The 14,297-nt window shown below is 71.5% G+C and carries 13 protein-coding genes; 9 read left to right on the top strand and 4 right to left on the bottom strand.

What is annotated here, in order from left to right; translation table 11 throughout:
• Positions 1–16: 16 nt before the first annotated feature.
• Positions 17–748 carry a class I SAM-dependent methyltransferase gene (locus tag NUT86_RS12275; RefSeq protein ID WP_159488510.1) on the bottom strand — a complete coding sequence of 244 codons (732 nt, stop codon included), beginning with the start codon at positions 746–748 and terminating at the stop codon, positions 17–19.
• A gap of 62 nt (positions 749–810) precedes the next feature.
• The gene (locus NUT86_RS12270) at positions 811–2,091 is read right to left on the bottom strand and encodes a bifunctional adenosylcobinamide kinase/adenosylcobinamide-phosphate guanylyltransferase (RefSeq protein WP_274735120.1); all 1,281 of its coding nucleotides are present in this window, start codon (positions 2,089–2,091) and stop codon (positions 811–813) included.
• 159 nt (positions 2,092–2,250) lie between these two features.
• Here NUT86_RS12270 and NUT86_RS12265 point away from each other — a divergent pair, with 159 nt between their 5' ends.
• Positions 2,251–2,466 (top strand): hypothetical protein, encoded by a 216-nt coding sequence (locus NUT86_RS12265; protein WP_018090112.1) that lies wholly within the window; start codon positions 2,251–2,253, stop codon positions 2,464–2,466.
• A gap of 147 nt (positions 2,467–2,613) precedes the next feature.
• On the opposite strand, the gene NUT86_RS12260 is transcribed toward NUT86_RS12265, so the two are convergent.
• Positions 2,614–3,210 (bottom strand): DUF3043 domain-containing protein, encoded by a 597-nt coding sequence (locus NUT86_RS12260; protein ID WP_018090111.1) that lies wholly within the window; start codon positions 3,208–3,210, stop codon positions 2,614–2,616.
• 317 nt (positions 3,211–3,527) lie between these two features.
• Between NUT86_RS12260 and NUT86_RS12255 the strand changes: the two genes are divergently transcribed.
• The 7 genes from NUT86_RS12255 to NUT86_RS12225 all read left to right on the top strand — a co-directional run bounded on the left by NUT86_RS12255 (position 3,528) and on the right by NUT86_RS12225 (position 12,021).
• A complete protein-coding gene (locus NUT86_RS12255; protein WP_078518648.1) occupies positions 3,528–4,328 on the top strand; it encodes a PspA/IM30 family protein in 801 nt (266 codons plus the stop codon).
• 57 nt (positions 4,329–4,385) lie between these two features.
• Positions 4,386–4,664, top strand: a complete 279-nt coding sequence (pspAA, locus tag NUT86_RS12250) for a PspA-associated protein PspAA (protein WP_018090109.1) — start codon at positions 4,386–4,388, stop codon at positions 4,662–4,664.
• Between the two features lie 86 nt (positions 4,665–4,750).
• On the top strand, positions 4,751–6,052 hold the full coding sequence (locus NUT86_RS12245; protein WP_018090108.1) for a sensor histidine kinase: 1,302 nt from the start codon (positions 4,751–4,753) through the stop codon (positions 6,050–6,052).
• Positions 6,049–6,735, top strand: a complete 687-nt coding sequence (locus NUT86_RS12240) for a response regulator (RefSeq protein ID WP_109889195.1) — start codon at positions 6,049–6,051, stop codon at positions 6,733–6,735. Before NUT86_RS12245 ends, NUT86_RS12240 begins: the two co-directional genes overlap by 4 nt.
• Positions 6,736–6,885: 150 nt before the next feature.
• On the top strand, positions 6,886–10,089 hold the full coding sequence (locus NUT86_RS12235; RefSeq protein WP_274735114.1) for an efflux RND transporter permease subunit: 3,204 nt from the start codon (positions 6,886–6,888) through the stop codon (positions 10,087–10,089).
• Positions 10,090–10,360: 271 nt separating this feature from the next.
• Entirely contained in the window at positions 10,361–11,446 is a 1,086-nt protein-coding gene (locus NUT86_RS12230; RefSeq protein WP_093643339.1) for a methyltransferase domain-containing protein, read from the top strand.
• Positions 11,447–11,571: 125 nt separating this feature from the next.
• Entirely contained in the window at positions 11,572–12,021 is a 450-nt protein-coding gene (locus NUT86_RS12225; protein ID WP_159488515.1) for a DUF4430 domain-containing protein, read from the top strand.
• Positions 12,022–12,345: 324 nt separating this feature from the next.
• Here the strand turns inward: NUT86_RS12225 and nadA are convergent, their stop codons facing one another.
• Positions 12,346–13,533: a quinolinate synthase NadA gene (gene nadA / locus NUT86_RS12220; protein WP_274735110.1), complete on the bottom strand. Its 1,188-nt coding sequence runs from the start codon at positions 13,531–13,533 to the stop codon at positions 12,346–12,348.
• Between the two features lie 302 nt (positions 13,534–13,835).
• On the opposite strand from nadA, the gene erpA reads away from it, so the two are divergent.
• Complete coding sequence (gene erpA, locus NUT86_RS12215; RefSeq protein ID WP_006606077.1) at positions 13,836–14,189, top strand: iron-sulfur cluster insertion protein ErpA; 354 nt, start codon at positions 13,836–13,838, stop codon at positions 14,187–14,189.
• The last annotated feature ends 108 nt before the right edge of the window (positions 14,190–14,297 follow it).

Raw genomic sequence — 14,297 nt, 5'->3', positions numbered from 1 at the left:
TGGGCGCAGATTACCGTCAACACACCGCTGACGAGGCCCGCCGGGGGGAACCGGCCGCCGCGAACCGCACCTCGCACACCAGCGGCGTCAGCGCGCCCAGCACCGGCATCCGGCGCCGCAGCCACTCCGCCGGGCCGTGCGGCGCCCGTACCGGGCCGACCTCGCGCACCGCGACGATGGCCGGGTGCGCACCGGCCACCCGCGGCAGCTCGGCACGGTTCAGCCCCCAGCGCACCGGACCCGGCCACCGGCCGCCGCCCGGTCCGGCGGCCCGCCGGGCCAGCGCCATGGCCGGCCGTGGCAGCACGTCAAAGACCAGCGCACCACCGGGAAACCGCTCCGCACACACCGCCAGCAGCGCGCGCACCGCGGGCGGCGGCAGCCGCATCAGCACCCCCGGCGCGGTGACCACGACCCCGCGCTGCGGCTCCCGCACCGCGTCCAGCCAGCGGTGATCGGTCACCGCGCGCGCGACCGTACGCCGCCGGGCACCGTCCGGCAGCAGCATCCGGCGCACCGCGGCGGTCTCCGGCGCCACCACCGTCAGCCAGTTCAGCCGCCCGTTGTCCAGCCGCCAGAAGCCGGTACCGAGCCCCTCCCCGAGCGCGACCACCGTCGCCTCGGGATACCGCGCCAGGTAGTCGCGTACGGCCGCGTCGAAACGCCGCCCGCGCGCCCCCGGCTCCCGGAGGGGCCCCGCTCCCCACCCGCCCGGCGCTTCGCTCTCGGTCCGCTCGGAATCGGTCACGGTCCTAGAGCACCCGGCGCCGCGCCCCCGGGCAAGCGGACACGGGGCCCACCGGGCTTCCGTCATCCACGCAGCGCAAGCGCCTGGCCCGCGACGACCAGCAGCACCTGCTCGCACTCCGCACCGAACGCCGCGTTCAGCCGCCCCAGTTCGTCCCGGAACCGCCGGCCCGCCGGGGTCGCCGGGACGACGCCGGAGCCGACCTCGTTGCTGACCGCCACCACCCGCCGGTGCGTCGCGCGCACCGCCGCCACCAGTGCATCGGTCCGCTCCCGCAGCGCCCGCCGGCCACTGGCCTCCCAGGTCGCGTCGTCCCATGCCCCGACCTCGTCCATGGCATGCGTCAGCCACAGCGCCAGACAGTCGATGAGCAGCGGGGACGCCTCGGCCGGCCGCCCGGTGCCGGGGTCCGCGCCGGGCCCGGCCGCGGCCAGCAGCGGCACCAGATCGCAGGTCTCGACGGTGCGCCAGCTGCTGGGCCGCCGCTCGCGGTGCAGCGAGACCCGCTGCGCCCAGTCCTCGTCGCCGTCCCGGGTGCCCCCGGTGGCCACGTACACCACGTCAGGGAAGGCCGCGAGCCGCCGCTCCGCCTCCACCGACTTCCCGCTGCGCGCCCCGCCCAGCACCAGCGTGCGCCGCGGCATGTCCGGCACCGCGTGGAACTCGCCGACCACCAGCGTGCTGCCGTCCGGCACCGCGCGGGCCCCCACCACCGCGAGCCGGCGGTGCAGCTCGGGCCCCGGCGGCACCTCGTGGTCGAGGTGCACCGCGAGCACATCCGTCGCCGCGTCGACCGCCCCGCTCGCCCGCAGCTTGGCCAGCGCCTCGGGCCGCCCCAGCACATCGAGCACCACTAGGTCGTACGGGCCGGTGCCGCCCATGCCCTCGTAACCGCCGCCCCCCGCCCGGCCGTTCCCCTCGCCCAGCCCGGACGGCGCCGCGCCCGGCGGCAGATACAGCAGCCGCTCGCCCTCGGCGCCGGAGATCTCGTAGCCCGTTCCCGGGATGTCCACCGCGATGGCCCGCACCCGGTGCCCGTCCAGCAGCGCCAGCTCCCGCCCGTCCGCGACCCGGCCCGGCTGCGGCAGCCCGGCCGGCACCTCCAGCGCCGGACCGTCGTGCGGATGCGAGAGCAGCACCTGCCGCACGCCCGCCAGCGACTGCCCGGCGCGGGCGGCCGCGAAGGCCGGGCCCGGGGTCAGATCGATCAGCAGCGCACCGTCGACGAGCAGCGCGGTGGCCGCCCGCGCCTCGTCGCCGACGGCGGTCGCGCAGGCGGCACACGGGCAGCCGGGGCGCGGCAGCCCCTGCGGGGCCCCGGTACCGAGGAGAGTCACATCCACACCGCGAGTTTCTCGCGTCCCGCTGCGGCGGGCGCGGCGGGGGCGGGCTCGACACGGCCGTTAGGCTGCCGATCAGCACGGAAGCACGGCACGGCGGAGGGCTTTTGAAGCGCTCCGCGGTGGCACAGATTCGTACCCGGTGGGATCCAGGAGGCGCAGATGGCGTGGACGTGGCGGTTCGAGAAGACCGACGGTTCGGAGACGGCGCCGGCCGTGCAACCGGAGGAGTTCACCACCCAGGGCGACGCGGAGTCCTGGATCGGCGAGGAGTGGAAGGCCCTCCTCGAAGGCGGCGTCGACCAGGTCAGGCTCTTCGAGGACGGCACCGAAATCTACGCGGGCCCCATGAGCCTGCACGCGGACGCGGAGGCATGAGCCGGACGCACGGCTGAAGCCGAACGACGCTTGGCCGGGCCCGAACGGGCCCGGCCAAGCGTCAAAAAAGAATCCCGCCGCAACGGCGCGCCACCACGACGGCGAGGGTCCGGCGGTATCAACGACGGCCGGCACCCCCACGCACGCCTACGGCTTTTCGCCCCGCTTCACCTGCGGCTTCGGCAGCCGCAGCCGCCGCATCTGCAGCGTCCGCATCACCGCGTACGCCTTCACGCCCTTGAGGTTCTCGTTCGGGAAGCGCTCCTGCAGCAGCTTGCCCAGCCGGAACCAGATCAGGACCGAGTCGAGCACGATCAGCACGATGATCACGAGCCACAGCAGCAGCGCGATGCTCTGGATCGACGGCACCCGGATCATGGTGAGCACCAGGATCACCACGGCCATCGGCAGGAAGAACTCGGCGACGGCCCAGCGGGAGTCGACGTAGTCGCGCGCGAACCGGCGCACCGGTCCCTTGTCACGCACGGGCAGATACCGCTCGTCGCCGCTGGCCATCGCCTCGCGCTGGCGGGCCATGTCGGCGCGGCGCGCCTCACGCTGGGCCTTCGCCGCGTCCTTGCGGTTGGTGGGCGTATGCGCACGGGAGCGGCGCTGCGACTGGGCGTCGCTGCGCTTGGGCGTCGGGCGGCCCTTGGGGGCCTGCGGATCGCGGGGCTGCTGGGGCTGGTCCGCGGTCACCTTGGCGGTCGCGGCCTGCTCATCCTTCGAACGGCTTCGGAACACAACACCCAAGGGTACGTGCTCGCCGCGGGTGAGCCACGTTCCGACGGGGCACGATCCGGCAACGGCGCGTCTCCGTAACCGGCGCCTTATCAGGACAGAAGCCCTTTCCGGCCGGGACAGAGCGGACATCGTGCCGATTGTCCGGACTCTCCCTACTCCTTGCGCGGGAGAAGATACGCCCCGCGATCGTCCTGGAGGAGGAGCGCATCCGGGCGCGAACAGTGCGGTAATGGAACCAGGGCCCGTACTGTGGGGTCTGTAGATGTGCTGGAGCCTAAGCCCGAGGTGACTCGGTCAGAAGGGGGCGCGCGAGGCCCATGAGCGATGGTGTCATGAAGCGGATGGGGATGATCTTCCGCGCGAAGGCCAACAAGGCCCTGGACCGGGCCGAAGACCCGCGCGAAACCCTCGACTACTCGTACCAGAAGCAGCTGGAGCTGCTTCAGAAGGTACGCCGCGGTGTTGCCGACGTGGCGACCTCCCGCAAGCGCCTGGAGCTGCAGCTCAACCAGCTCCAGGGCCAGTCCGCCAAGCTGGAGGACCAGGGCCGCAAGGCGCTGGCGCTCGGCCGCGAGGACCTGGCCCGCGAGGCGCTGACCCGGCGCAGCGCGCTGCAGCAGCAGGTCACCGACCTGGAGACGCAGCACCAGACGCTGCAGGGTGAGGAGGAGAAGCTCACGCTCGCGGCGCAGCGGCTGCAGGCCAAGGTCGACGCCTTCCGTACGAAGAAGGAGACGATCAAGGCCACCTACACGGCTGCCCAGGCCCAGACCCGGATCGGCGAGGCGTTCTCCGGCATCTCCGAGGAGATGGGCGATGTCGGCATGGCCATCCAGCGCGCGGAGGACAAGACCGCGCAGCTGCAGGCCCGGGCCGGTGCCATCGACGAGCTGATGGCCTCCGGCGCGCTGGACGACCCGTCCGGTATGGCGAAGGACGACATCACCGCCGAGCTGGACCGGCTCTCCGGCGGCAGCGACGTCGAGCTGGAGCTGCAGCGGATGAAGGCCGAGCTCTCGGGTGGCTCGTCGGCCGGCCAGCAGGCCATCGAGAGCGGTCAGAACGGTGCGGCGCAGTCCTCGCCGCAGCAGGACCGGCCGCGTTTCGACAAGCAGTGACGGTCGGCGGCGGTTAGCCTCGCAGAGATCGTCGGGACCGGACCAAGGGAGACCGTCGTGATCGTACGGATCATGGGGGAGGGCCAGGTGAAGCTGGACGACGCCCACTTCACCGAGCTCAACAAGCTGGACGATGAGCTGCTCGCCGAGATGGAGAGCGGTGACGTGGAAGGCTTCCGGCGCACCCTCGGTGCCCTGCTGGACGCGGTGCGCCGTATGGGCACGCCGCTTCCCGACGACGCTCTGGAACCGTCCGAACTCATCCTGCCCTCCCCGGACGCGACCCTCGGCGAGGTCCGGGAGATGCTCAGCGACGACGGCCTCATCCCGGGCTGAACCCCGGCCGGTCCCGGCCCGAACACTCCACTCCAGCGCACAGCGCCCCGGCCCCGCGAGGGACCGGGGCGCTACCGTTTGCTCTTGTGAGCCTCCTCGACCCCCGCCCGGACGCGCCCCGCGCCGGCCGCTTCCAGTGGCACCGGACGCATCCGCTCGCCTTCGACGCCGTCCTGGCCGGGGCCGTCTTCGCCTGCATCCTGCTCGGTGCGGTGGCCGGTCCGCACGGTCCGCACGGCCCGCGGTTCGTCGGGCATGAGCCGTCCGCGACGACCGTGGTGCTCGCCGCGCTGGCCTGTGCCGCGCTGGTCCTGCGCCGCCGGCTGCCCCGTACGGTCCTCGCGGTCACCGGCTCGCTCACCATCGTCGAGCTGCTCGCCCGCTCCAGCGACCCGCGCGCCCCGGTGGCCGCCTCCGCCGTGATAGCCCTCTACAGCCTGGCCTCGCGCACCGACCGGCCCACCACCTGGCGGGTCGGCGCGCTGACCGTCGTCGTCCTGACCGCCGCCGCGATGCTCTACGGGCCCCGCCCCTGGTACGCGCAGGAGAACCTCGGCATCTTCGCCTGGACGGGCATGGCCGCGGCGGCCGGTGACGCGGTCCGCAGCCGCCGTGCCTTCGTGACCGCCATCCGGGAGCGCGCCGAACGGGCCGAGCGCACCCGCGAGGAGGAGGCCCGGCGCCGGGTCGCCGAAGAGCGGATGCGGATCGCCCGTGAGCTGCACGATGTCGTCGCCCACCACATCGCCCTGGTCAACGTCCAGGCCGGAGTCGCCTCCCACGTCATGGACAACCGGCCCGACCAGGCCAAGCAGGCGCTGGCACACGTCCGCGAGGCGTCCCGCTCGGCGCTGGAGGAACTCCGCGCCACCGTCGGCCTGTTGCGGCAGTCCGACGACCCCAAGGCGCCGACCGAGCCCGCACCGGGCCTCGGGGTGCTCGACCAGCTCGTCGACGGGTTCGTCCGGGCCGGCATCCCGGTCGACCTGGAGCTCCCGCAGACGCCCCGGCAGCTGCCCGCCTCCGTCGACCTCACCGCCTACCGCGTGGTCCAGGAAGCGCTGACCAATGTCCACAAGCACGCCGGCGAGGGGGCCCGGGCCACGGTACGGATCGGCCACTCCGACACCACGCTGACCGTGACCGTCCTGGACGACGGCGCGGGCCGGGCCGGCGTCCCGCGGCAGAAGGGCGGCGACCGTCCGCCCATGGAGCCCGGCGGGCCCGGCGAGCCGGAGGACAGCGGCGGCGGCCACGGCCTGATCGGGATGCGGGAGCGGGTCTTCGCGCTTCGCGGCACGGTCGTGACCGGCCCGCGCGCGGCCGGCGGCTTCCAGGTGCGGGTGACCCTTCCACTGCAGACCGTCCGTACGGGGGAGACATTGTGACGATCAAGGTGCTGCTCGCCGACGACCAGGCGCTGCTGCGCAGTGCCTTCCGGGTGCTGGTCGACTCCGAACCGGACATGCGGGTGGTGGGGGAGGCCTCCGACGGGGCCCAGGCGTACGAGCTGACCCGGGCGGAGCGGCCCGATGTCGTGCTGATGGACATCCGGATGCCCGGTGTGGACGGCCTGGCGGGCACCCGCATGATCAGCGAGGACCCGGAGCTCACCGACGTCCGGGTGGTCATCCTGACGACCTTCGAGGTCGACGACTATGTGGTGCAGTCGCTGCGGAACGGCGCCAGCGGCTTCCTCGGCAAGGGGGCCGAACCGGACGAGATGCTGAACGCGATCCGGATCGCGGCGGCCGGTGAGGCGCTGCTCTCGCCCGTCGCCACCAAGGGGCTGATCGCCAAGTTCCTCGCGCAGGGCGGCAGTGCGGCCGACGGCGGTCCCGGCGGCCGGGGCGCCGAGCGGCTGGCGACGCTGACCGGCCGGGAGCGTGAGGTGCTCACCCTGGTGGCCGGCGGGCTGTCCAACGACGAGATCGCCGAGCAGCTCGCGGTCAGCCCGCTCACCGTCAAGACGCATGTCAACCGCGCCATGGCCAAACTGCGCGCCCGCGACCGGTCCCAGCTGGTGGTCATCGCGTACGAGTCGGGACTCGTACGCCCACGGGTGCAGTGAGGGTGGGGCGGCCTCTACTCCGAACGCGGTACGGCTTCCGGCCGGAAACCGACTTGCGAGCGAGGAAATCCGGCCAGGGCATGGCCGAAGGTGTAGGTGGGCCGGAGAACGGTCCCGCCGACGTTGTAGAACAGAAGAGAGACCCCACCCATGTCCTGGCTGTCCCGACTCAGCCTCGTACAACGGGGCCTGATAGCGCTGATGTCGATCGTGGCGATCGCCTTCGGCGCCATCGCGATCCCCCAGCTGAAGCAGCAGCTCCTGCCGTCCATCGAACTCCCGATGGTGTCCGTTCTGGCGCCGTATCAGGGCGCCTCGCCCGAGGTCGTCGAGAAGCAGGTGATCGAGCCGCTCGAGGACGGCATCCAGGCGGTCGACGGCGTCAAGACCGTCACCTCGACGTCCAGCGAGGGCTCGGGCGTCATCATGGCGCAGTTCGACTACGGCAATGACTCCAAGCGTCTGGTCGCCGATGTCCAGCAGGCCGTGAACCGCGCCCGCGCGAAGCTGCCCAAGGACGTCGACCCGCAGGTGGTGAACGGTTCGACGGACGACATACCCACCGTCGTCCTCGCCGTCTCGTCCTCGGGCAAGGACCAGCAGACGCTCGCCGACCAGCTCGACCGCAGCGTCGTACCGGACCTGAAGAACATCGACGGCGTCAGCCAGGTCACGGTGGACGGCGTCCAGGACCGGATCGTCGCGGTCACCCCCGACGACAAGAAGCTCGCCGCCGCCGGGCTGAACTCCCAGTCGCTCGGCCAGGCGCTGGAGGCCGGCGGCACCTCGGTGCCCGCCGGTTCGTTCGCCGAGGGCGGGCAGAGCAAGACCGTCCAGGTCGGCGCGGGCTACACCTCCGTACGGCAGATCAAGGACCTGCGGATCGCGCCGTCCGCGGCCGGCGGCGGCGAGGGTGCCGGCGCGGGCGCGGGCGCGGGTGCGGGCGCCGGCCAGGCGGCCGCCGAACCGGTCCGGCTCGGTGACGTCGCCACCGTCAAGGAGGAGTCGGCCACCCCGACCTCCCTGACCCGCACCAACGGCAAGCCCAGCCTCGCCGTCATGGTGACGATGGACCAGGACGGCAGCGCGGTCGAGATATCCGACGCGGTCAAGGACCAGCTCCCCGAGATCCGTCAGGACCTGGGCAAGGGCACCGATGTCACGGTCGTCTCCGACCAGGGCCCGGCGGTCTCCAAGTCGATCGAATCGCTGACCACCGAGGGCCTGTTGGGCCTGGCCATGGCCGTCATCGTCATCCTGGTCTTCCTGCTCAGCCTCCGCTCGACCCTCGTCACCGCGGTCTCCATCCCGCTCTCGGTCGTCATCACCCTGATCGTGCTGTGGACCGGGGACCTCTCCCTCAACATGCTCACCCTCGGCGCGCTGACCATCGCGATCGGCCGCGTCGTCGACGACTCCATCGTCGTCCTGGAGAACATCAAGCGGCATCTCGGCTACGGCGAGGAGCGCCGCGAGGCCATCCTCTCCGCCGTCCGTGAGGTCTCCGGAGCGATCACCTCCTCCACCCTCACCACGGTCGCGGTCTTCCTCCCGATCGGTGTCGTCGGCGGCATGGTGGGCGCCCTCTTCGGCTCCTTCTCGCTGACGGTCACCGTCGCCCTGCTCGCCTCCCTGCTCGTCTCCCTGACGGTCGTGCCGGTGCTGTCCTTCTGGTTCCTGCGCGCCCCCGAGATCCCCGAGGGCAGCGACCCCGAGGAACTCCGCCGCAAGGCCGAGGAGAAGGAGGCCCGCAGCCCGCTGCAGCGCCTCTACGTCCCGGTCCTGCGCTTCGCGACCCGCCGCCGGATCACCAGTGTGGTCATCGCCGTCGTCATCCTCCTCGGCACCTTCGGCATGGGCCCGCTCCTGAAGACCAACTTCCTCGACCAGGGCGACCAGGGCACCCTCACCGTCAAGCAGGAGCTCAAGCCGGGCACCAGCCTGGACGCGGCCGAAAAGCAGGCCAAGAAGGTCGAGAAGCTGCTCGCCGCCAACGACGACATCGCCGACTACCAGGTCACCGTCGGCTCCTCCGGCTTCATGGCGGCCTTCGGCGGCGGCACCGGCGCCAACCAGGCCTCCTACCAGCTCAAGCTGACCGACGCCGCGGACTCCGACAAGGTCACCTCCGACCTGAGGGACGGCCTCGACAAGCTCGGCACGTCCATCGGCGAGACCACCGTCACCGCGGGCGGCGGCTTCGGCAACCAGGACCTGAGCGTGGTCGTCAAGGCCGCCGACGGTGAGGTGCTGAAGAAGGCCAGTGAGCAGGTCCGCAAGACCGTCGCCGGGCTCGACGACGTCACCGACGTCCAGAACGACCTCTCGCAGAGCGTGCCGCGGATCTCCGTGAAGCCCAACGCCAAGGCGGCCGCGGCCGGTTTCAACCAGACCACCCTCGGCGGCGCGGTCGCCCAGGCGGTCCGCGGCACCACCAGCGGTACGGCCGTTCTGGACGACACCGAGCGCGACATCGTGATCAAGTCGGCCCATCCGGCCACCACCGAGGCCGAGTTGAAGAACCTCGCCCTCCCGACCCCGGCGGGCCCGGTCAAGCTCGGCACCCTCGCCACCGTGCGGACCGTCCCCGGCCCGGTCGAGATGACCCGGATCGACGGCGCCCGCTCGGCGACCGTCACCGCCAAGCCGACCGGCGACAACACCGGCGCGGTCAGCACCGCCCTGCAGAACAAGATCAACGATCTGAAGCTGCCGGACGGCGCCTCCGCGGAGATCGGCGGCGTCTCCCAGGACCAGACCGACGCGTTCTCCTCGCTCGGCCTGGCGATGCTGGCGGCCATCGCCATCGTCTTCATGCTGCTGGTGGGCACCTTCCGGTCCCTGATCCAGCCGCTGATCCTGCTCGTCTCGATCCCCTTCGCGGCGACCGGCGCGATCGGCCTGCTGGTCGCCACCGGCACCCCGCTGGGCGTCCCGGCGATGATCGGCATGCTGATGCTGATCGGCATCGTGGTCACCAACGCCATCGTGCTGATCGACCTGATCAACCAGTACCGCGCGCAGGGTTACGGCGTCGTGGAGGCGGTCATCGAGGGTGGCCGCCACCGCCTCCGCCCGATCCTCATGACGGCACTGGCCACGATCATGGCGCTGCTGCCGATGGCCCTGTCCATCACCGGTGACGGCGGCTTCATCTCCCAGCCGCTCGCCGTGGTCGTGATCGGCGGTCTGATCACCTCCACCCTCCTCACCCTCCTCCTCGTCCCGACGCTCTACGCGATGATCGAGCTCCGCAAGGAGCGCCGGGCGAAGAAGAAGGCCGCGAAGCGGTCCGGCCCGGCCGGCCCGCAGGCCAAGGAGACCGACCCCGCACCGGAGCCGGCCGGCGTCTGACGCCGGCCCGACCGGCGGGACCCCGGAGACCCCCCATGAAGAAACGATGCCCCCGCAAGCAGGTGCTTGCGGGGGCATCGTGCCGGGCATCCCGAAACGGGGCGCCCCGCCGCTCCATTCCACTCACATCACCGACGAAGGGGGACCGCGATGGGAAAGCACGGTGACGGCAAGGGCGGCGAGGAGGGTGACCGGCAGCAGAGCCCGAAGGAATCCGACGGCCAGTGGACCAAGCCGGTGACCGACCCGCCGAAGAAGTAGGGGGAGCGTCATGTCCTCGCCGGGCCGGCTGGTGGAAATCCTCCGCAACAAGGGCGCGCTGACGCCGGAATGGGCGCCCGCCGTCGCCGCGGTCGACCGCGCGCATTTCGTGCCGGACACCTTCGAGGTGGGCGAGCGCACCGTCTCCCGCTCCGCGGACGAGGCGGAGTGGCGGCGGATGGTCTATGCCGACCTCCCGCTGATCACCCAGCACAACGACGGCCGGGCCGAGGAGGGCCAGGTCGCCTTTCCCACGTGCTCGACGTCCATGCCCTCCCTCATGCTGGCCATGGCCGCGATCGTCCGGGACGGCGACGCCGTATTGGAGATCGGCACCGGCACCGGCTACCACGCCGCCTGGCTGGCCCACCGGCTCGGCGAGGACCGTACGACCACCATCGAGACCGACAAGGCCCTCCACGACATCGCCCGGGGCAATCTGGCACGGGCCGGTCTGCACCCGCATCCGGTGTGCGGCGACGGCCTGGCAGGGGTACCCGAGCGGGCGCCCTACGACCGGACCATCGCCACCTGCACGGTCCGCGACATCCCGTACGCCTGGGTGGCGCAAACCGCACCGGGCGGCACGATCCTCACCCCATGGGGCTCCTCGTTCCACTCCTACTCGTTCGCCACCCTGACCGTCCGGGACGGACAGGCCACCGGCCGCTTCTCCGGCCGCCCCGCCTTCATGTGGGCCCGCCAGCAGCGCCGCTCCTACGGCCGCATCCGCGACTGGTACCACGGCGAGGAGGGCGACCGCGCAACGACCACCCTCGACCCCCGCGTACTGGAGGAGGACCCGCACGCCCGCTTCGCCGTCGGCCTCCGGGTACGCGACGCCTGGCCCCTGCTGTGCCCCGCCGACGACGGCAGCGACGAAGCCACCTACTGGCTCTTCGACGACGCCCGCACCTCCTGGGCGACCGCCGAATACGTCCCCGGCCACACCACCTACGAGACCGAACAGCACGGCCCCCGCCGCCTGTGGGACGAGGTGGAAACCGCCTACCGCGCCTGGACCGCCGAGGGCAGCCCCCCACGGGACCGCTACCGCATCACGGTCACCGAAGCCGGCCAGACCGTGTCCCTGTGACCGGCCGTCCCGGCGGCACACCCGCGCACGGCCCGGCGTACGCATTCGGCGGTGCACCTCTCGCCGATCACTGGGAGTGCTGGTTTCGTGGCGTGTGCTGCCGACCCGACGAAAGGTGAGCGAGCGTGCCGTCCGTCCTGGCCCGCGGGGCCGCCCCCGTAACCGCTGCCGGGCTCGCCCTGGCCCTGGCCCTCGCGGCCGCACCGCCCGCCACCGCGTCGGCAGGCGACGTCCGGGTCCGCGTCGGTGTCACCGGCGGCCCCTACACCGCCAGCGTGGGACTCGTCATCACGGGCCCGCGCACCCTCTTCGGCGGCTTCTACTGCGCCGCCGACGGCCTCTCCGCCACACCGCTCACCGCTCTGGTCGACGCCGATGAGCAATACGGCCTCGGCGGAGTGCAGGCGCGCTGGGACGCCGCGAAACAGGACTTCGTCGTCACCTCGATCCATGGCGATGCCGCGGACTCCAAGAAAAAGTGGAACGCGTACGTGAACGAGAAGAAGATCACCGCCGGCCCCTGCCACACCGCGATCAAGGGCGGCGACAAGATCCGCTGGACCCTGGAGGCCTGACCAAACACCAACGGGCAGGCACGCAACCGCTCCGCGCCCGCCCCCACCCACCGTCACTTACTCCCCCAACGGGAGGGGACGGGCCGGAGGGGCCGGTGTGTGGGACGTAAAGCGAAGCAGTCCCACACACCGGCCCCGGAGGCCCGTCACCGCACCCGACAACCACCGGCCCGCCGCAGGCGCAACGGCGGGGCACCCGCAAGCGTCACCCGCGCCCAAGCCCCGCGCAGCGGACCCGCAACGGCGAGAAACCCCCACGGCGGGAAAGCCGAAAACGTGGGAGCCGGCCGCCAAGGCCACGGCGGGCCAGCCGAAAACGTACGGCTACGGCAACGCCAACATCCGCTCAAGCGCCAACTTCGCGAAGCTCTCCGTCTCCTTGTCGACCTCGATTCGGTTGACGACCTTGCCGGCGGCCAGCGACTCCAGCGCCCACACCAGGTGGGGGAGGTCGATCCGGTTCATCGTCGAGCAGAAGCAGACCGTCTTGTCGAGGAAGACGATCTCCTTGTCCTCCGCGGCGAAACGGTTCGCCAGCCGCCGGACCAGGTTCAGCTCGGTGCCGATGGCCCACTTGGAGCCGCGCGGGGCGGCCTCCAGGGCCTTGATGATGTACTCCGTCGAGCCGACGTAGTCCGCCGCCGCCACGACCTCGTTCTTGCACTCGGGGTGGACCAGGACGTTCACGTCGGGGATGCGCGCCCGCACGTCGTTCACCGAATCCAGGGAGAAACGGCCGTGCACCGAGCAGTGGCCGCGCCACAGGATCATCTTGGCGGCCCGCAGCTCCTCGGCGGCCAGCCCGCCGTTCGGCTTGTGCGGGTTGTAGACCACGCAGTCGTCCAGGGACATGCCCATGTCGCGGACGGCGGTGTTGCGGCCCAGGTGCTGGTCGGGCAGGAACAGGACCTTCTCACCCTGCTCGAAGGCCCAGTCCAGCGCGCGCTTGGCGTTGGAGGACGTACAGATCGTGCCGCCGTGCTTGCCGGTGAAGGCCTTGATGTCGGCCGAGGAGTTCATGTACGAGACCGGCACGACCTGCTCGGCGATGCCGGCCTCGGTGAGCACGTCCCAGCACTCGGCGACCTGCTCGGCGGTGGCCATGTCGGCCATCGAGCAGCCGGCGGCCAGGTCGGGGAGGATGACCTGCTGGTCGTCGCCGGTGAGGATGTCGGCGGACTCCGCCATGAAGTGGACACCGCAGAAGACGATGTACTCGGCGTCCGGCCGGGCGGCGGCGTCCCGCGCGAGCTTGAAGGAGTCGCCGGTCACATCGGCGAACTCGATGACCTCGTCGCGCTGGTAGTGGTGCCCGAGGACGAAGACCTTGTCCCCGAGCTTCGCCTTGGCCGCGCGGGCGCGCTCGACGAGGTCGGGGTCCGACGGGGCCGGCAGATCACCGGGGCACTCCACACCGCGCTCGCTCTTCGGGTCGGCCTCGCGGCCGAGGAGGAGCAGGGCCAGCGGGGTCGGCTGGACGTCCAGGGGCTGGGCGGTGGTCACAACACGCACCCTCTCTTCTCTGCAGTGCCTTTTCGTCTATTTGACGCTATCTATCATAGCTGCTTCACGTCACTTTGACGATGGCCATAGTGTCGATGTGACGCATCAGCACCCCGCCGTGTGCGGTCGGCCACGTGTTCCCGGCGGCCGGTGTGCGAGCATGAGGAGAGAACGACAGGAGAGGCTGCCCCCGGCGGTGTCCGGAAGGCTTCTCGACAAATTGCGCCCAGCCGGAATTTATCCGGGACGTCCCCGGTTGCAGCTGGTTGCAACCGATGACAAGCGGTCCGTACAACCCGGGAGAGATCTAGATGAGCGTTCAGGACGAGACCACCGTCAGCGACGGCATCATCCTGTCCGACGCGGCCGCGTCGAAGGTCAAGAGCCTTCTGGAGCAGGAAGGCCGGGACGACCTCGCGCTGCGGGTGGCCGTTCAGCCCGGCGGCTGCTCCGGGCTGCGCTACCAGCTCTTCTTCGACGAGCGCTCGCTCGACGGCGATGTCGTCAAGGACTTCGACGGCGTCAAGGTCGTCACCGACCGGATGAGCGCGCCCTACCTGGGCGGTGCCTCCATCGACTTCGTCGACACCATCGAGAAGCAGGGCTTCACGATCGACAACCCGAACGCCACCGGCTCCTGCGCCTGCGGCGACTCCTTCAGCTAAGGATCACGGGCAGTACGCACGAAAGCGGCGCCCCCCGAGTGGGGAGCGCCGCTTTCGCTGTCTCCGTATCCGTCGCTGCCGCCGCCTCCGCCGGGTGCGGCCCGGTCG

It is taken from the genome of Streptomyces sp. G7(2002), assembly GCF_028870195.1.
Taxonomy (GTDB): Bacteria; Actinomycetota; Actinomycetes; order Streptomycetales; family Streptomycetaceae; genus Streptomyces; species Streptomyces nigrescens.
The sequence above is the reverse complement of the archived record's forward strand: the minus strand, read 5'-3'. Positions and strand labels throughout refer to the sequence as shown.

What these genes read in the sequence shown, in the direction of transcription:
- NUT86_RS12265 (WP_018090112.1), top strand. Translation starts at nt 2,251, where the DNA reads ATGGCGTGGACGTGGCGGTTCGAGAAGACCGACGGTTCGGAGACGGCG.
- NUT86_RS12255 (WP_078518648.1), top strand. Translation starts at nt 3,528, where the DNA reads ATGAGCGATGGTGTCATGAAGCGGATGGGGATGATCTTCCGCGCGAAG.
- NUT86_RS12235 (WP_274735114.1), top strand. Translation starts at nt 6,886, where the DNA reads ATGTCCTGGCTGTCCCGACTCAGCCTCGTACAACGGGGCCTGATAGCG.
- NUT86_RS12230 (WP_093643339.1), top strand. Translation starts at nt 10,361, where the DNA reads ATGTCCTCGCCGGGCCGGCTGGTGGAAATCCTCCGCAACAAGGGCGCG.
- erpA (WP_006606077.1), top strand. Translation starts at nt 13,836, where the DNA reads ATGAGCGTTCAGGACGAGACCACCGTCAGCGACGGCATCATCCTGTCC.